This is a genomic window from Actinomadura craniellae (assembly GCF_003289645.1).
GTDB classification, from domain to species: domain Bacteria; phylum Actinomycetota; class Actinomycetes; order Streptosporangiales; family Streptosporangiaceae; genus Actinomadura_D; species Actinomadura_D craniellae.
On record NZ_QLYX01000014.1, the window covers coordinates 115730 to 132871 of the forward strand.

A 17142-nucleotide genomic window follows, 5' to 3' on the forward strand; every position below is an offset into this window, starting at 1 on the left:
CTTGTCTCGATGTCAAGAAAGGTATGGTGAACGGTTGTGGAGGACGAGGTCGACCGGCTGGTCGCGGCGTGGGGCGCCGAGCGCCCCGATCTCGACGTCGAACCGCTCCAGGTCCTCAGCCGAATCTCCCGGCTGGCCAGGCACCTGGACCGCACCCGGCGCGCGGTGTTCGTGGCGCACGACCTCGAACCCTGGGAGTTCGACGTGCTGACCGCGCTGCGCCGGGCGGGCGCCCCCTACCAGCTCAGCCCGGGCCGCCTGCTGCGCGCCACCCTGGTCACCTCGGGCACCATGACCAACCGCATCGACCGCCTGCAGAAGGCCGGGCTGGTCGACCGGCTGCCCGACCCCAACGACAAGCGGGGCGTCCAGGTCCGGCTCACCAACGCCGGGCGGGGCAAGGTCGACGGCGCCTTCGCCGACCTCCTCGCCCGCGAGCACGCCCTGCTGGCCGGTCTCTCCCCCGCCGACCGCGCCACCCTCTCCGGCCTGCTGCGTACCCTGCTCATCCCCTTCGACAGCGACGACCCGCTGCCCTGACGATCAGAGGTCCTCGGCGAGGAGCAGCCATTCCTCCTCGACCTGCTCGCGCTCGGCCTGGACGGCCTTGAGGTCGTCGCCCAGGGCGAGCAGGCGCTCGTAGTCGGCGGCGGCCTCGGCGAGGGCCGCATGGAGTTCGGCCTCGCGGGCGGTGAGCTTGTCGAGGCGGCGCTCCAGCCGGTCGAGTTCCTTGCGCGCCTTCCAGTCCTGACCCGAGGAGCGCCTGGGCTGCGCCGGCGCGGGGGCCGGGGCCCGGGCCGGGGCGGGCACGGCAACGGCGGCGGCCCGGCGGGACAGGTACTCGTCCACCCCGCCCGGGAGCATCCGCACCCGGCCGTCGCCCAGCAGCGCCACCACGTGGTCGGTGACGCGCTCCAGGAAGTAGCGGTCGTGGCTGACCACCACCAGCGTGCCGGGCCAGCCGTCGAGCAGGTCCTCCAGCTCGGTCAGGGTCTCGATGTCGAGGTCGTTGGTGGGCTCGTCCAGCAGCAGCACGTTCGGCTCGCCCATCAGCAGGCGCAGCACCTGCAGGCGGCGCCGCTCCCCGCCGGACAGGTCGCCCACGGGGGTCCACTGCGCCTCCTTGCGGAAACCCAGCCGCTCCAGCAACTGGCTGGCGGTCCACTCCCGCTTCCCGACGGTGATCCGGCGGCGGATCTCCTCCACCGACTCCAGCACCCGGCGGGCCGGATCGAGGTCCTCCAGGTCCTGGGACAGGTGGGCGAGCTGGACGGTCTTGCCGCGCACCATCCGCCCGCCGGCGGGCTGGACCGCACCGTCGAGCAGCCGCAGCAGGGTGCTCTTGCCGCTGCCGTTCACCCCGACCAGCCCGATCCGGTCGCCCGGCCCGAGCCGCCAGGTCAGGTGCTCGAACAGGGTGCGGGACCCTACCCGGACGGTGACGTCCTCGATGTCGTAGACGGTCTTGCCGAGCCGCGCGGTGGCGAACTTCGTCAGCTCCACCGAGTCGCGCAGCGGGGGCACGTCGGCGATCAGGGCGTGCGCCGCCTCCACCCGGAACCGGGGCTTGGACGACCTGGCCTGCGGGCCGCGGCGCAGCCAGGCCAGTTCCTTGCGGAGCAGGTTCTGCCGCTTCTCCTCGGTCGCCGCGGCGATCCGGGCGCGCTCGGCCTTGGCCAGCACGTACGCGGAGTAGCCGCCGTCGTACCGCTCCACCCGGCCGTCGACGACCTCCCAGGTGCGGTCGGTCACCTCGTCCAGGAACCACCGGTCGTGGGTGACGACGACCAGCGCGGTGCGGCGGGCCTTCAGGTGCGCGGCCAGCCAGGCGATGGCCTCGATGTCGAGGTGGTTGGTGGGCTCGTCCAGGATCAGCAGGTTCGAGTCGGCCACCAGCAGCCGGGCCAGCGCCACCCGGCGGCGCTCGCCGCCGGACGTCCCGGCGAGCGGCGCGTCCAGGTCGAGTCCGGCCAGCAACCCGGCCAGGACGTCCCGGACCCGGGCGTCCCCGGCCCATTCGTGTTCGGCCCGGTCGCCCAGCACCACGGACCGCACGGTCGCGCCGGGCGCGAACTCGTCCCGCTGGGTCAGGTGGCCCAGCCGCAGCCCGCGGGTGTGCGTGACGCGGCCCGCGTCGGGTTCGACGCGGCGGGCGAGCACCGACACCAGGGTGCTCTTGCCGCCGCCGTTGCGGCCGACGACGCCGATCCGGTCGTCCTCGCCGACGCCGAGTGAGACGGCGTCCAGCAGCGGGGCCGGGCCGTACGCCTTGCCGACGTTCTCCAGATTGATCAGATTCACGACGCCGACCAGGCTACAACGCCTTCCGGACTCGGCCGGTCAGCCGCTGGAGCTCGACGAGCCGGAGTCACCGGAACTGGAGGACCCGCTGTCGGAGGAGGAAGAGGACGACGACCCGGACGACCCCGAGTCGGAGGACCAGGACGAACCGGAGTCGTACCCGCCCGGGTGACCGCCCCACTGGCCGCCCGGCTGGCCGGGCGCGTAGCCGCCGGCGTACGGCTGCTGACCCCACTCGGCCGGGCCGTGGCCGGGCGAGTGGTGCGGAGGTTGCCCGGGGTACGGCGGCTGGCCGGGGTACGGCAGGCCGGGCTGGTACGAGCCGGGCCCGTAGGGCTGCTGGGACCGCTGCTGGGAGGAGCGGACGACGAGGATCACGACGACCACGATCGCCACGAGCGGCAGTATCACGATCATCAGCCCGATGATGAGCCCCAAGACGCTCATGCTCCTACCGTCCCCTCGCCGTTCCGGCCTCCTGGCTTGGACGACGAGAAAGGGTACAGGGTTCACATTCTGGCGAAAATCGTCAGATGACCGTGGCCCCGGGGACCGGGCCGTGGGCCCGTACCACCGTCTCGGCGACCCCCGCCGCGCGCACCGCCGCCGCCAGGTCCGCCGCGTGCTCCGCCGACTCGGCCAGGAACGCGCAGGTCGGCCCGGAACCGGAGACCAGCGCGCCGAGCGCCCCGGCCGCCCGCCCGGCCGCCAGCGTGTCGCGCAGCGCGGGGCGCAGTTCCACCGCCGCCGGCTGGAGGTCGTTGTCCAGCGCCCCGCCGAGCGCCCGGGCGTCCCCCGACTCCAGGGCCGCCAGCAGTTCCCGGGCGGCCTCGGGCCGCCCGACCGGCCGGCCCGCCACCTCGCGCAGCCGGTCGCACTCGGCGTACACCGCCGGGGTGGACAGCCCGCCGTCGGCGCAGGCGAACACCCAGTGGAACGGGCCCCGGACCGGCACCGGCGTCAGCACCTCACCCCGGCCGAGCCCGATCGCGGTACCGCCGAGCAGCGAGAACGGCACGTCGCTGCCCAGTTCGGCGGCCAGTTTCGGCAGGTCCTCGTGGTCGGCGCCCCACAGCCGCGCGCAGGCCACCAGCGCGGCGGCGGCGTCCGCGCTACCGCCCGCCATCCCGCCCGCCACCGGGATGGCCTTGCGGATGTGCAGCGAGACCGCGGGCTCCACACCGAGCCGCCCGGCGAGCAGCACCGCGGCCCGAGCTGCCAGGTTCCCGCCGTCCAGCGGCACCCCGCGCACGTCGACCGAGTCGCCGCGCACGCTCACCGCGAGGCGGTCGGACGGCTCCGCGGTCACCTCGTCGAACAGCGAGACGGCGTGGAAGACGGTGACGAGATCGTGATAGCCGTCGGCGCGCAGCGGCCCCACGCCGAGTTGGAGGTTGACCTTCGCAGGCACGCGCACGGTCACATCGGTCACGGTCCGGAATCGTAGGGGACGTCACGGCACGGCCGGACGCCGCCCCGAACGAAAGCCGCGAACCGCGCGTCTTTTCTTTGGATAGCGTTTACCCGTGGCCGCGCGGCACGGCGCGCCGCAGCGATCGTGGGAAGGGCCGAATCCAGTGGACGAGCAGACGAGGCGTACATCGCTGCCCCGAGGGGCCGAGCGGCTGAGTTCCGCCGACCCGACCCGGATCGGCGGCTACGACCTGGTCGGGAAGCTCGGCGAGGGCGGCATGGGCGCGGTCTACCTCGGCCACGGCCAGGGCCGCCGGTATGTCGCGATCAAGGTAATCCGGGCCGAGTTGGCCGCCGATCCCGCGTTCCGGGCCCGGTTCCGGGACGAGGTCGGCAACGCCCGGAAGGTCGCCTCGTTCTGCACCGCGGCGGTACTCGACCACGGTGAGGAGGACGGCAGCCCCTACCTGGTCACCGAGTACGTCGACGGCACCCCGCTGGAGGACTACATCGACGCCGAGGGCGCACTGCCCCCCGGCACCGTGCACGGCGTCGCCGTGGGAGTGGCGGCGGCGCTGGCCGCCATCCACACCGCGGGGCTGGTGCACCGCGACCTCAAGCCGTCCAACGTGCTGCTGTCGGTCTCCGGGCCGCGTGTGATCGACTTCGGCATCGCCCGGGCCACCGACGCGCCGTCCCAGCACACCCAGGCCGGTTTCGTGATCGGCACGCCCGGCTGGATGGCACCCGAGCAGGTCGAGCGGGGCGAGGTGACCACCGCGGTCGACATCTTCGCCTGGGGCTGCCTGGTCGCGCTGGCCGGAACCGGCCGCCACCCGCACGGCACCGGCACCGCCATGACGATGCTCGCCCGCGCCTCGCAGAACAACCCGGACCTCGGCGACCTGGACGACCCGCTGCGCTCGCTGGCGGCCCGGGCGCTCAACCCCGACCCGCGCCGCCGCCCCTCGGCCCAGGAACTGCTGCTGGCCCTGGTCGGCGGCGCCGCCCCCGCCGCGGGGGCCGCCCCGCTGGAGGCCACCTCGGTGCTGGAGGCCACGGCCGCCGCCGAGGAGGACCTGAACCGCACCTGGCGGGCCGACGAGCTACCGGTCCCGCCGCCGTGGGTGCCGCCGTCGCCGCCGCACGGCGTCCCGATGCGCGCCCACACCCCGCCGCCCGCGCCCCTCTACACCCCGCCGCCCGTCCGGCAGCACACCCCGCCCCCGCCGCCCCGGCCGCTGCCGCCACCGGCAGTGATGCCCCCCGCGTACCGGGGCCGGCAGCGCCGCGGCGGCCTGGGCTGCCTGATCACCTTCCTGATCGTGCTCGGGGTCGCCGTCGGCGGCGGCGCCGGCGTCTACCAGGCGACCCGGCCGGGCGAGGGCACCTTCGGCGAGCCCGCCCGGGACGGCCAGTTCGAGTTCGTCGCCCAGCCGATCCGGTGCGGCGCCACCACCATCAACCGGGTCCGGGCCACCTACGGCCGGTACTGCCAGGTCAGCTTCACCGTGCGCAACATCGGCACCAAGACCCGCCGGCTGACCCCCGGCTACCAGCAGCTGAGCGACGGCGCCGGCACCGAATACGACGGCCGACGGATCGTCCAGGGCCGCACCCAGGTGCAGCAGAAGGTACTCGTCCCCGGCGAGCGCTACGCCGCCACCCTGGTGTTCGACGTACCGCTCAGCTTCGAGCCCGCCTTCCTCCTCCTGCACGACGCCGACACCAGCAACGGCGTCAAACTCCCCATCGAACGCTGACGAGCCCGCGTCAGCCCCGAAAGCCGCCCTCCGGCTCAGGCGTGATCGTTGAGGATTCGAGGTGCCATGGCACCTCGAATCCTCAACGATCACGTTGGAGGGTGTGAGTGTGGGGAGCGTTGTCGGTGTCCGGGGCCGGGAGCGCGTCAGCGGAGGGCGGGTTCGGGGTCCGGTTCGGCCGGGGTGTCCTCGGTGTCGGTGGCGCGGCGGCGCCGGGCACCGCGGACCCGGCCGCGGATCTCGGGGCTGAACGCCATCGCGGCGGCCAGGCAGGCCAGCGGGACGGTCGGCAGGATGTAGCGGTAGTCGAACTCGGCGGTGGCCGCGGGGGCGAGCAGCAGGCCCACCGCGGTGAGCACGGGGACCAGGGCCGCCCCGCCGAACCGGCGCCACAGCGGCAGCATGCCCGCCAGGGCGATCAGCAGGATGAAGCCGAGCAGGGTGCCGCGCAGGTAGACGTGGTCCTGGTAGGTGCGCATGACGCCGGCGAACGGCTCGACCACCCGGGTGCGGGCGTTGCCCTGCTCGTAGGCCATGGCCTCCTGGGCGGCCGTCGCGTCGTTGCTCATCCGCCAGTCGGGCAGCGGGGTCGCTTCCTTCTCGAACTCGTACTGCCGGTAGGTGTCCTTGTCGGGGAAGACCGTGCGCTCCCAGCGGAACACCCGGAAGAAGTCGTGCGCCACCACCTGCAGGTAGTCACCGGGCTGCGCCGTGATCGCGCGCTTGGAGAAGCTGCTGGCCCGGGCGTTCTGGTCGCTGCTGAACCGGGCCTCGGGGAAGCGGCGCAGCGGTGACCGGCGGTTCCAGATGCCGTCCTGCGAGTTGGGCAGCCGGTTCTCGGCCTGGACGCAGAACGGGATCTCGTCGACCGGCGGTTTGATCTTGTCGCAGTCGGCGAACTTGTAGACCCGGGCGTACAGGAAGATCCCGTTGCTCTCGGTGGTGTTGAACACCTGGTGCTCGCTGTAGAACCAGCCCGAGTAGGCGATCAGCGGCAGCACCCCGGACACCAGGGTCAGTGCGACGATCCGCCAGCGCACCCGCCGCAGCACCATGTAGCCCACCACCACCAGCAGCACCGGCAGGCCGAGCGTGCGGGTCAGCGAGGCCGCCCCCAGCAGCAGGCCGATCCCGGCGGCGACCTGCCAGGACGGGCGGGCGTGCCAGAGCACCAGCGTGATCGCGGAGACGATCAGGAAGGTGAACGGGGCGTCCGAGAGGATCAGGTGTTCGAGCTGGATCTGGTAGGCGTCCAGCAGCACCGGCACGGTGGCCAGCGCGGCGCCCCAGCCCGGCAGCCCGAACCGCCGGCGCAGCAGCGCGTAGATCATCAGCCCCATCGCCAGCCCCATCAGGTGCTGGACGGCGACCACCAGCGCGAAGCTGTGGAAGGGCTTGAAGATCAGCAGCAGGAAGGAGTACCCGTTGGGACGCAGCGGGTGCGGGTAGACGTCCATCGCCGCGTGCAGGTAGTCGAACGAGTCGTTGAAGAACATCGCCGGCCGGTAGCCCAGCATGGTGACGCCGCGCAGCAGCGCACCGAGGGCGAGGACCACGGCGAAGGCCGGGTGCCGCCCCACCAGGGCGAGCAGCCCCAGGCCACGGACGCGCTCCGGGGCCTCGGCGGGCGCCTCGGGAGGCCCCGCCGGCGCCTTCGTGATCCGGTCTTCGACCTGTGTCGCCCCCGCCACCACTGATCCTCCGACATCGCTCACAACCCGGCCCGCCCTTCCTGGGCCGCGTTGCCCGTATGCTGATCCCCTAGCCTGCCGTCCGTAGGCGCGCTCTCGCGTGCCTTAAGGTTGCAACTTTGCAACACGATTCGGACGCTCTTGCGCGGAGTGGGCAGCGCCACACCGCTTTGGCGGGCATCATGCGTAACTCTGGTCCCCGCTCGGATCGTGATGAGATTAGTCGACGACCCCCGAACCTGATGACCATGGGGTGGCGAAAGGGTAAGCACGTGGAACTCACCGTAGTGATGCCGTGTCTGAACGAGGCCGAAACCGTCGCGACGTGCGTCCGGAAGACGATCGGATTCTTCGCGGAGCACGGCATCGACGGCGAGGTCGTCATCGCCGACAACGGCAGCACCGACGGCAGCCAGCAGCTCGCCCGCGACGCCGGTGCCAGGGTAGTGCCGATCTCGGAGAGGGGATATGGAAATGCCCTGATGGGCGGCATTCGCGCTGCTCGCGGCAAGTACGTCGCGATGGGCGACGCCGACGACTCCTACGACTTCACCACCTTGCTGCCGTTCCTGGAGGAACTGCGGAACGGCGCCGACCTGGTCATGGGCAACCGGTTCAAGGGCGGCATCGCGCCCGGCGCCATGCCGGCCCTGCACCGCTACCTGGGCAATCCGGCGCTGAGCTTCGTCGGCCGGCTGTTCTTCCGCAGCAAGATCGGTGACTTCCACTGCGGGCTGCGGGCGTTCCGCAAGGACTCGATCATGCGGCTCGGCCTGCAGACCGGCGGCATGGAGTTCGCCAGCGAGATGGTGGTGAAGTCCACACTCGCCAAGTACGACATCCGCGAGGTCCCCACCACCCTGTCGCCCGACGGGCGCAGCCGGGCGCCGCACCTCAACACCTGGCGCGACGGCTGGCGGCACCTGCGGTTCCTCATGCTCTACAGCCCGCGCTGGCTGTTCCTGATCCCGGGGCTCCTCCTCATGGCGCTGGGGCTGGTCAGCGGGATCGCGCTGTCCTTCGGCCCGGTCCGGGTGGGCGAGGTCGCGTTCGACGTCGACACCCTCATCGGCGCCGCCGCCGCGATGATCATCGGCTTCCAGTCGGTGGTGTTCGCGCTGCTCACCAAGGTCTACGCGATGCAGGAGGGCTTCCTGCCCTCCGATACCCGGGTACAGAAGATCTTCGGCTTCTGGAGCATGGAGCGCGGCCTGATCTTCGGCGGGCTGCTCGCCCTGGCCGGTTTCGGCGGCCTGATCGCCTCGCTGCTGCACTGGCGGATCAACAACTTCGGCGAGCTCGACCCGCGCGAGTCGCTGCGCCTGGTGGTGCCCTCCGCCACCGCGCTGGTGATGAGCCTCCAGGCGGTGTTCGCCTGCCTGTTCGTCAGCATCCTGGGCATCCGGCGCCGGCAGCACCCGCCGCTGGTCACCGACGCGGCCGAGGAGGCCGCGCAGGTGGTCGACGAGGCCGCCGACAAGGTGGCCGCCGAGCGGGCCGAGGAGCGCGCCGAGCGCTGATAACGGTGTGAGACGTGCCCCGGGGGCCTCTACCCTTGGGGCATGTCCTCGTCGAGCCGACACATCCTCACCGCACCGGCCTGGCCCTATGCCAACGGCCCCCGCCACATCGGGCACGTCTCCGGGTTCGCCCTGCCCTGCGACATGTTCAGCCGCTACCAGCGGATGGCGGGCCACCGGGTCCTCATGGTCAGCGGCACCGACGAGCACGGCACGCCGATCCAGGTGCAGGCCGACAAGGAGGGCGTCGGCACCCGCGAGCTGGCCGACCGCTACAACCGGGTGATCGCCGAGGACCTGCGCGGCCTGGGCATGTCCTACGACCTGTTCACCCGGACCAGCACCCGCAACCACTACGCGGTGGTCCAGCAGATCTTCAAGGGCCTGTACGACAACGGTTACGTCTTCCCGCGGACCACGATGGGCGCGATCTCGCCGTCCACCGGGCGCACCCTGCCCGACCGCTACATCGAGGGCACCTGCCCGATCTGCGGCTACGACGGCGCCCGCGGCGACCAGTGCGACAACTGCGGCAACCAGCTCGACCCGATCGACCTGATCAACCCCCGGTCGCGGATCAACGGCGAGACGCCGAAGTTCGTGGAGACCGAGCACTTCATGCTCGACCTGCCCGCGTTCACCGAGGCGCTCGGCGCGTACCTGCGCGGCAAGCAGGGCGAGTGGCGGCCCAACGTGCTGAAGTTCTCCCTCAACCTGCTGGACGAACTGCAACCCCGGGCGATCAGCCGGGACCTCGACTGGGGCGTCCCGATCCCGCTGGACGGCTGGCGCGACCAGCCGAACAAGCGGCTGTACGTGTGGTTCGACGCGGTGATCGGCTACTTCTCGGCCTCGGTCGAGTGGGCCCGCCGCTCGGGCGACCCGGACGCCTGGCGGGCCTGGTGGCAGGACCCGGCGGCGCTGTCGTACTACTTCATGGGCAAGGACAACATCGTCTTCCACTCCGAGATCTGGCCCGCCATCCTGCTCGGCTACGCCGGGCAGGGCGACCGGGGCGGCACGCCGGGCTCGCTGGGCGCGCTGAACCTGCCCACCGAGGTGGTGGCCTCGGAGTTCCTGACCATGGAGGGGAAGAAGTTCTCCTCGTCCCGGCAGGTCGTCATCTACGTGCGCGACTTCCTGGAGCGCTACGACGTCGACGCGTTGCGCTACTACGTCGCGGTGGCCGGCCCGGAGAACCAGGACACCGACTTCACCTGGCAGCACTTCCGCGAGCGCAACAACAACGAGCTGGTCGCGCAGTGGGGCAACCTGGTGAACCGTTCGGTCGCCATGGCGGCCAAGGAGTTCGGCGCGATCCCGGAGCCGGGCGAGCTGACCGACGCCGACCGGGCGCTGCTGGAACGCAGCCGGTCCGCCTTCGCCGCGGTGGGCGCCGAGCTCGGCCGCTCCCGCTTCAAGAACGCGGTGACCGAGGCGTTCGACGTGGTCCGCGACGCCAACGGCTACCTCTCCCAGCAGGAACCCTGGAAGATCAAGGACGATCCCGCCCGGAAGGGCTCGATCCTGCACGTGGCGCTCCAGGTGGTCGACGACGCCAAGACGCTCCTCACGCCTTTCCTGCCCAGCTCGTCCGGCAAGGTGCATGCGCTGCTCGGCGGCGAGGGCACCTGGTCGGCGATGCCGGAGCTCCGCGAGGTGGACGAGGAGGGCGGCCCGTCCTACCCGGTGATCACCGGTGACTACGAGGTGGAGCAGGCCCGCTGGGAGCACCGGCCGATCCGGCCAGGCACCCCGCTGGCCAAGCCCACCCCGCTGTTCGCCAAGCTCGACGCCTCGATCGTCGACGAAGAGCTGGCCCGGCTCGAATCATGAGCCGCGCCACCACGCTGCCCGAGGCGCCGCCGGCACTGGCGGTCGAGGTGTTCGACAGCCACTGCCACCTCGACATGCACGACCACCTCGCCGTCGCCGACGCGGTGGCGGCGGCGCGGTCGGTCGGGGTGCGCCGCATCATGACGATCGGCTGCGACCTGGAGTCGTCCCGCTGGGCGGCCCGGGCCGCCGCCGAGCACGCCGACGTGTACGCCGGGGTGGCGATCCACCCCAACGAGACGGCCGGGGTGGACGACGCGACGCTGGCCGAGATCGCCGCGCTGGCCGGGCAGCCGGGAGTGCGCGCGGTCGGTGAGACGGGGCTCGACTACTACCGCGACCGGGCCGGGTCCGCCGACCAGCAGCGGTCGTTCCGGGCGCACATCGACATCGCCAAGCGCACCGGCAAGGCGCTGGTCATCCACGACCGCGAGGCGCACGACGACGTGCTGCGGGTGCTGGCCGAGGAGGGCGCGCCGGAGAAGGTGGTGTTCCACTGTTTCTCCGGTGGCGCCGAGCTGGCCCGGACCTGCGCCGAGCTGGGGTACGTGATGAGCTTCGCCGGCAACGTCACGTTCAAGAACGCCGGGGACCTGCGGGAGGCGCTGGCGGTGGCGCCGCTGGACCTGCTGCTGGTCGAGACCGACGCGCCCTTCCTGACGCCGATGCCGTACCGGGGCAGGCCCAACGCGTCCTACCTGATCCCGCTGACGGTCCGCTTCATGGCCGAGACCAGGGGCGTTCCGGTGGACGAGCTGTGCGCGGCGATCGCGGCCACCGGCGAGCGGCTGTTCGGCCCCTGGGACTGACCCGCGCTCGCTCGCCGGTCGCGGGAGGCGCCGGCCACACCGGAGGTGGCGCCAGGCCGGTCTCCGCGCGCTCGCCGGTCACGGGTCCGTCATATGAGGACATCGGCCGACAGAGTGCCGGTAAGGTTCTGGCCCGTTGTACGGGTTTGATCCTTGGAGGAACGGGTGCGCCGCTTTCTCTCGGCCGCCATCGTGCTGGCCGTCCTGGCGGCTGCGGGCTGTGGTGGCGAGGAGGCGCCGAAGCGTCCCGCCGCCGACGCGCCGCAGCGGGCCACGCCGACCCCGCGCCAGGTGGTCCTTTCGGTGGACGGCCGGAAGACCACCATCACGACCGCCGCGGCGACCGTGCGGGCCGCGCTCGCCCAGGTGGGTGTGCAACTCGGCCGGTACCACCTGGTGGAACCCGCTCTGGACGCCCCGCCGGGCACGCAGATCAAGGTCGTCCGGCTGCTGTCGGCGCCGGTCACCCGCCGGCTGCCGATCGCGCAGCGCACGATCGAGAAGAAGAACGCCCGGCTGACCGCGTGGAGCGAGAAGGTGCTGCGCCCGGGCCGGCCAGGGATCCGGGTCGTGCAGATCGCCTATGTCCGGCGCAACGGCAAGAAGGTCCGGGCGATCGTCGCCCAGCAGATCACCCGCAGGCCGGTGACCCGGGTCGTCGCGGTCGGCCCGCGGCCCACCAGCACCGGCGGCGCCGCCGCCCGACTCAACTGGCGGGGGCTGGCCGGCTGCGAGTCGCACAACAACCCCAAGGCGGTCAACTCGGCCGGCGGGTACTACGGGCTGTACCAGTTCTCGCAGGCCAGCTGGGCGTCCGTGGGCGGCACCGGGCTGCCGAGCGAGGCCACCCCCGCCGAGCAGACCTACCGCGCCCAACTGCTCTACAACAGGGTGCAGGGACGCTGGCAGGGGCAGTGGCCGCACTGCGGGCGCTTCCTGTTCTCCTGACCGCCTGAGCCGAGGGAGCGAGCGGAGCGGGTCGTGAGGGACGAGCGGCCCGCGCAGCGAGCGAGGCGAAGGCGGCAGTGGTACAGCCTGAGCGGAGCGGGTCGCGAGGGACGAGCGGCCCGCGCAGCGAGCGAGGTGCAGGCGGCGGCCGGCACTGTACGGGCGGCCGGCGGGGTGCGGGAGACTGGGCGGGTGGGGGACACACAGGCACTGCTCGGCCCGGCCGAGATCCGCGCGCTCGCCGGGCGGCTGGGCATCCGGCCGACCAAGACGCTCGGGCAGAACTTCGTCATCGACGCCAACACCGTGCGCCGCATCGTCCGGGCCGCGGAACTCGCCCCTGACGACGTGGTGATCGAGGTGGGCCCCGGGCTGGGCTCGCTCACCCTGGCGCTGCTGCCGCAGGCGCGCCGGGTAGTGGCGGTGGAGATCGACCCGGCGCTGGCCGGGGCGTTGCCCGGCACGGTGGCCGACCGGGCGCCGGGCCTGGCCGACCGGCTGGAGGTGCTGCCCGCCGACGCGCTGCGGATCACCGGGGTGCCGGGGCCGGAGCCGACCGCGCTGGTCGCCAACCTTCCCTACAACGTCGCGGTCCCCGTGGTGTTGCACCTGCTGGAGACGCTGCCCGGGCTGCGCCGGGGCCTGGTCATGGTGCAGTCGGAGGTCGCTGACCGGCTGGTGGCCGGGCCGGGCGGGCGGATCTATGGGGTGCCGTCGGTGAAGCTGGCCTGGTACGCCGCCGCGCGCCGGGCCGGGCCGGTGGGCCGGGCGGTGTTCTGGCCGGTGCCCAACGTCGATTCCGGTCTGGTGGCGTTCACTCGGCGGGAGCCGCCGCCGACCTCGGCCTCCCGGCAGGAGGTGTTCGCCGTGGTCGACGCCGCGTTCGCGCAGCGCCGCAAGACGCTGCGGGCGGCGCTGGCCGGCTGGGCGGGGTCGCCGGCCGCCGCCGAGCGGGCGTTGCGGGCCGCCGGGGTCGATCCGTCCGCCCGGGGCGAGGCTCTGGATGTGGCCGCGTTCGCGCAGATTGCCCAGTATCGTCCTGGGGTCGGTGCGCGAAACGAGACGGAGGCCCATGGTGAAGGCGCGAGCGATCGGGGCGCTGATGCTCGCGATGGCAGTGATTCCGGCAACGGGATGCACTGACGACGCCGGAGCCGTCCCGAAGATCACCTCGACCGCCCGTCCCGGCGTGGCCCCGACCCCACCCGCACAGGGCGCCTACTTCGGCGCCACCGTCGCCGCCCCCGGCGACCCGTCCGCCCGGCAGCGCGACCGCGCCGCCGAACTGGTCCGGCTGGAGGAGGCGCTGGGCCGGAAGGCCGACATCGCACACACCTACCGCTCCTGGGCCCAGCCGTTCCCGCAGGCGGCCGACCTCAAGATGCTGGACGGCACCCGCTTCCTGCTGGTGAGCTGGAGCGGCGGCGACACCCGGGAGATCGCGGCAGGCCGGCACGACGCGCTGATCCGGGACCGGGCCCGCGCCATCAAGGCCACCGGCAAGCCGATCTTCCTGCGCTGGGAACGGGAGATGGACCGGCCCGGGCTGCGCGCCAAGGTGCACTCGCCCGCCGACTACATCGCCGCGTGGAAGCACCTGCGCGAGGTGTTCCGCGGGCAGGGCGTCCACAACGTCGCCTGGGTCTGGTGCCCCACCGCCGCCGGGTCCGGCGCGGCCGGCGCCTACTACCCCGGCGACGACCAGGTCGACTGGATCTGCACCGGCGCCTTCCCCGGCGTCGAGCACGACTACCGGGACCTGGCGGACTCGCTGCTGAAGTTCCTCGACTGGGCCGAGGAACGCCCCAAACCGATCATGATCGGCGAGTTCGGCGTGCCGCGCGCCTACCGCGAGCGGCGCGCCGAATGGCTCCGCAGCGCCGCACAGACCCTGCAGAACCCGCGCATCAAAGCCGTCGTCTACTACAACTCCGACGCCGGCTCCCGCGACGACCCGCGCCGCCAGTACACGGTCACCGGCGACCCCACGGCGACCGCCGCCCTACGCGAACTGGCCACCAGCCCCTACTTCAACCCGCGCAGCCTCCCGGTCGACAGCGGCTGAGTTTGCTGTGTTGGCTTGGCGCTCGTTCCTCGCGCTGGTCGCGGCGCCTTCGGCGCGCCGTCTTCCCTCGTCACGGTGAAGATCGCTCGTACCTCACGATCTTCACCACTCCTCAGTCCAGACGACGCGGGCGCCGCTCCCTGCTAGCTTGGCTCGCTTCGCTCGCTGGTCGCAGCGCCCTTGGCGCGCCGTCTTCCCTCGTCACGGTGAAGATCGCTCGTACCTCACGATCTTCACCACTCCTCAGTCCAGACGACGCGGGCGCCGCTCCCTGTTAGCTTGGCTCGCTTCGCTCGCTGGTCGCGGCGCCCTTGGCGCGCCGTCTTCCCTCGTCGTGGTGAAGATCGCTCGTACCTCACGATCTTCACCACTCCTCAGTCCAGACGACGCGGGCGCTGCTCCCGGACCGCCTCGCTTCGCATCGGCATTCTGTTTCGGCCGGCTTCGCCGGTGATCCGTCAGCGGAGGGCAACCCCGAGGTCAACGGCCGAGCAGCGGCCCGGACATGGAGCGGCCCCGGCGGAACGGGTCCGCCGGGGCTGCTCGGTGTGGGTCAGCGCAGGGCGCCGACCGGGGGTTCGCCCGGGGCCTCCACGGGCGGTTCCTCCTTCTCGGCGCTGCGGCGCAGCCGGCGGCGGCGTTCCCAGGGGATCGCGGCGCCCAGCACCGGGATGACCAGGAGTGAGGCCTGGGCCCACCAGCGGTGCCGCCACCACCAGTCGTAGTCCACGTACTGGGTGAGATAGATGTAGCCCAGGCCCGCCCACAGGGCCGCCGAGGCCAGCGCGGCCTGGCCGAAGCGGGTGGGGCGGGCGATCAGGAAGGGCACGAACCACAGCAGGTACTGGGCGCCCAGCCGCGGTGTGACGAGCATGAACGCCAGCAGCATGGCCGTGGTGGTGTCCACCTTGTCGCTGCGCCACCAGGCGATCATCACCACCAGCAGCGTGGCGTACAGCACCATCTGCCCGTATTTGGAGAACGCGGGTACCAGCGCCCACTCGCCGCCGGTCATCATCGCCGTCCAGCCCCACTCGCCGACGATCGGCCGCACCCAGCCCAGCACCTGGCTGATCTCGCGCAGTTTCGACAGCGGGGTCCCGGCCCCGAGCGGCAGCGAGAGCAGGAACAGTACCGGCACCGCGCCCGCCATCACGAACGCCTGGGCGCGCAGCCGCCAGGTGGGCAGCATCGCCAGCAGGACGGGCAGCAGGATGATCGGCCAACTCTTGGCCGACAGGGCCAGGCCGAACAGCACGCCCGCGTACCAGCCCCGCCCGGAGCGGGCGGCCAGGTACGCCCCGACCAGGAAGACCAGCGACACCGGTTCGAGCTGGGCGTGGATGACCGCGACCATCAGCGCCAGCGGGTTGCAGGCGTACTGGAAGCGGGCCAGCGCCTCGCGGCCGGCGGCCTTGTCGTCGGTGCCGCCGCCCGCGGCCAGCTTCCCGACCAGCACGATCAGCACGATGTCGGCGACCACCGTGACCAGCCGGCCGCTGATCTCCCAGGGGATGCCCAGGCCCAGCGGCAGCGCGTAGACGTACGGGATCATCGGCAGGAAGCGCCAGGCCCCGTCGGTGGTGAGGATCGGGTCCTGGCGGGCCAGGATCGCCTCGCCCGCGGGCCGGAAGCTCTGGACGAAGTCCACCGGCTGCCAGTCACTCCCGGCAGCGATGATGAGCAGCACCAGCCGCAGGCCGATGCCCACGCCCAAGGCCATGCGCAGGGACGGCCGCCACCCGCGCCACTGCGCGATCAGCGCCAGCGCGAAGCCGGTGATCAGAAGGAACGTTGTCAGTATCGGGTGATCCATCGCAGGCCAAGGTTGTCAGGAGTGTTCAGGTCAGGGCAGCAATCTGGAGCAACTCACAGGGAATTCTCAGATACCCCGCAGATTACGTGCACGCACGCAAGTGTTCTGCGGGCACCCTCACCCCTTGGCCGACAGGACAGCGTCATAGACCACCCGCTTGGGCAGGCGGTTCTCTTTGGCAACTTCAACGATCGCCTGTTTCCGCGGGGTTCCCGCCGCCTCCCGTGCCTTGACCGCGGCGGCGAGATCGGCCGGGGCGGACAGCCCCTCGGGCTCGGGTGCCCCACCGACCACGATAGTGATCTCTCCCTTGACGCCGCCGGCGGCCCAGCCGGCCAGCTTGTCCAGCGGGCCCCGGCGGACCTCCTCGTAGGTCTTGGTCAGCTCGCGGCAGACGGCGGCGGGCCGGTCGGCGCCGAGGGCCGCGGCCATCGCGGTGAGCGCGTCCGCCAGCCGGTGCGGGGCCTCGAAGAAGACCATGGTGCGCGGCTCGGCGGCGAGTGCGGCCAGCCGGCGGTCACGCTCGCCGCCCTTGCGCGGCAGGAAGCCCTCGAAACAGAAACGGTCGGACGGCAGGCCGGAGACGACCAGCGCGGTGGTGACGGCCGACGGGCCGGGCAGCACGGTCACCGGCACCCCGGCGGCCACCGCCCCGGTCACCAGCCGGTAGCCCGGGTCGGACACCCCCGGCAGCCCGGCGTCGGTGATCACCAGGACGTCGCGGCCGGCCCGCAGGTCGTCGAGCAGTTCGGCGGCGCGGGCCCGCTCGTTCTGGTCGTAGTAGGACACGATCCGGCCGCGCGGCTCGACGCCGAGGTCGGCGGCGAGCCGGCGTAGCCGCCGGGTGTCCTCGGCCGCGATGATCTCGGCTTCCGCGAGCGCCGCGCGCAGCCGCCCGGACGCGTCGTCGGCGCGCCCGATCGGCGCCCCGGCCAGGATGAGCGTCCCCGCCCCGATCTCTGTCACGGGCCCATTGTCCC

At 72.4% G+C, this 17142-nt stretch carries 14 protein-coding genes; 8 read left to right on the forward strand and 6 right to left on the reverse strand.

Features of this window, described 5'->3' with window-relative positions:
• Positions 1-36: 36 nt before the first annotated feature.
• Positions 37-540, forward strand: a complete 504-nt coding sequence (locus tag DPM19_RS26235) for a MarR family winged helix-turn-helix transcriptional regulator (RefSeq protein WP_111870711.1) — start codon at positions 37-39, stop codon at positions 538-540.
• Positions 541-543: 3 nt separating this feature from the next.
• On the opposite strand, the gene DPM19_RS26240 is transcribed toward DPM19_RS26235, so the two are convergent.
• The 3 genes from DPM19_RS26240 to DPM19_RS26250 all read right to left on the reverse strand — a co-directional run bounded on the left by DPM19_RS26240 (position 544) and on the right by DPM19_RS26250 (position 3724).
• Positions 544-2301, reverse strand: a complete 1758-nt coding sequence (locus DPM19_RS26240; protein ID WP_111870712.1) for an ABC-F family ATP-binding cassette domain-containing protein — start codon at positions 2299-2301, stop codon at positions 544-546.
• 39 nt (positions 2302-2340) lie between these two features.
• Entirely contained in the window at positions 2341-2748 is a 408-nt protein-coding gene (locus DPM19_RS26245) for a hypothetical protein (RefSeq protein ID WP_111870713.1), read from the reverse strand.
• 82 nt (positions 2749-2830) lie between these two features.
• On the reverse strand, positions 2831-3724 hold the full coding sequence (locus tag DPM19_RS26250; RefSeq protein ID WP_199485298.1) for a 4-(cytidine 5'-diphospho)-2-C-methyl-D-erythritol kinase: 894 nt from the start codon (positions 3722-3724) through the stop codon (positions 2831-2833).
• 154 nt (positions 3725-3878) lie between these two features.
• Between DPM19_RS26250 and DPM19_RS26255 the strand changes: the two genes are divergently transcribed.
• Positions 3879-5477, forward strand: a complete 1599-nt coding sequence (locus DPM19_RS26255) for a serine/threonine-protein kinase (RefSeq protein WP_111870715.1) — start codon at positions 3879-3881, stop codon at positions 5475-5477.
• A 146-nt stretch (positions 5478-5623) separates the two neighbouring features.
• On the opposite strand, the gene DPM19_RS26260 is transcribed toward DPM19_RS26255, so the two are convergent.
• On the reverse strand, positions 5624-7168 hold the full coding sequence (locus tag DPM19_RS26260; RefSeq protein ID WP_199485290.1) for a hypothetical protein: 1545 nt from the start codon (positions 7166-7168) through the stop codon (positions 5624-5626).
• Positions 7169-7440: 272 nt separating this feature from the next.
• Here DPM19_RS26260 and DPM19_RS26265 point away from each other — a divergent pair, with 272 nt between their 5' ends.
• From DPM19_RS26265 to DPM19_RS26290, 6 genes are all read left to right on the forward strand, one after another.
• Entirely contained in the window at positions 7441-8688 is a 1248-nt protein-coding gene (locus tag DPM19_RS26265; protein ID WP_233510759.1) for a glycosyltransferase family 2 protein, read from the forward strand.
• Between the two features lie 42 nt (positions 8689-8730).
• Positions 8731-10524 (forward strand): methionine--tRNA ligase, encoded by a 1794-nt coding sequence (gene metG / locus DPM19_RS26270; RefSeq protein WP_111870717.1) that lies wholly within the window; start codon positions 8731-8733, stop codon positions 10522-10524.
• The gene (locus DPM19_RS26275) at positions 10521-11333 is read left to right on the forward strand and encodes a TatD family hydrolase (protein WP_111870718.1); all 813 of its coding nucleotides are present in this window, start codon (positions 10521-10523) and stop codon (positions 11331-11333) included. The genes metG and DPM19_RS26275 overlap by 4 nt, the downstream gene beginning before the upstream one ends.
• Positions 11334-11498: 165 nt before the next feature.
• On the forward strand, positions 11499-12281 hold the full coding sequence (locus tag DPM19_RS26280; protein ID WP_111870719.1) for a resuscitation-promoting factor: 783 nt from the start codon (positions 11499-11501) through the stop codon (positions 12279-12281).
• A 192-nt stretch (positions 12282-12473) separates the two neighbouring features.
• Positions 12474-13424, forward strand: coding sequence for a 16S rRNA (adenine(1518)-N(6)/adenine(1519)-N(6))-dimethyltransferase RsmA (gene rsmA / locus DPM19_RS26285; protein WP_111870720.1), 951 nt, complete (start codon positions 12474-12476; stop codon positions 13422-13424).
• The gene (locus tag DPM19_RS26290; RefSeq protein WP_233510760.1) at positions 13354-14346 is read left to right on the forward strand and encodes a glycoside hydrolase family 26 protein; all 993 of its coding nucleotides are present in this window, start codon (positions 13354-13356) and stop codon (positions 14344-14346) included. Before rsmA ends, DPM19_RS26290 begins: the two co-directional genes overlap by 71 nt.
• A gap of 553 nt (positions 14347-14899) precedes the next feature.
• On the opposite strand, the gene DPM19_RS26295 is transcribed toward DPM19_RS26290, so the two are convergent.
• Together DPM19_RS26295 and rsmI are read right to left on the reverse strand one after the other, a co-directional pair.
• Entirely contained in the window at positions 14900-16162 is a 1263-nt protein-coding gene (locus DPM19_RS26295) for a glycosyltransferase family 87 protein (RefSeq protein WP_111870721.1), read from the reverse strand.
• Positions 16163-16279: 117 nt separating this feature from the next.
• Entirely contained in the window at positions 16280-17128 is an 849-nt protein-coding gene (rsmI, locus tag DPM19_RS26300; RefSeq protein WP_233510761.1) for a 16S rRNA (cytidine(1402)-2'-O)-methyltransferase, read from the reverse strand.
• Between the last annotated feature and the right edge of the window lie 14 nt (positions 17129-17142).

Excerpts from the sequence above, each read along its gene's own strand:
- DPM19_RS26245 (WP_111870713.1), bottom strand. The coding sequence starts at position 2,748 with ATGAGCGTCTTGGGGCTCATCATCGGGCTGATGATCGTGATACTGCCG.
- metG (WP_111870717.1), top strand. The coding sequence starts at position 8,731 with ATGTCCTCGTCGAGCCGACACATCCTCACCGCACCGGCCTGGCCCTAT.
- DPM19_RS26275 (WP_111870718.1), top strand. The coding sequence starts at position 10,521 with ATGAGCCGCGCCACCACGCTGCCCGAGGCGCCGCCGGCACTGGCGGTC.
- DPM19_RS26290 (WP_233510760.1), top strand. The coding sequence starts at position 13,354 with ATGGTGAAGGCGCGAGCGATCGGGGCGCTGATGCTCGCGATGGCAGTG.
- DPM19_RS26295 (WP_111870721.1), bottom strand. The coding sequence starts at position 16,162 with ATGGATCACCCGATACTGACAACGTTCCTTCTGATCACCGGCTTCGCG.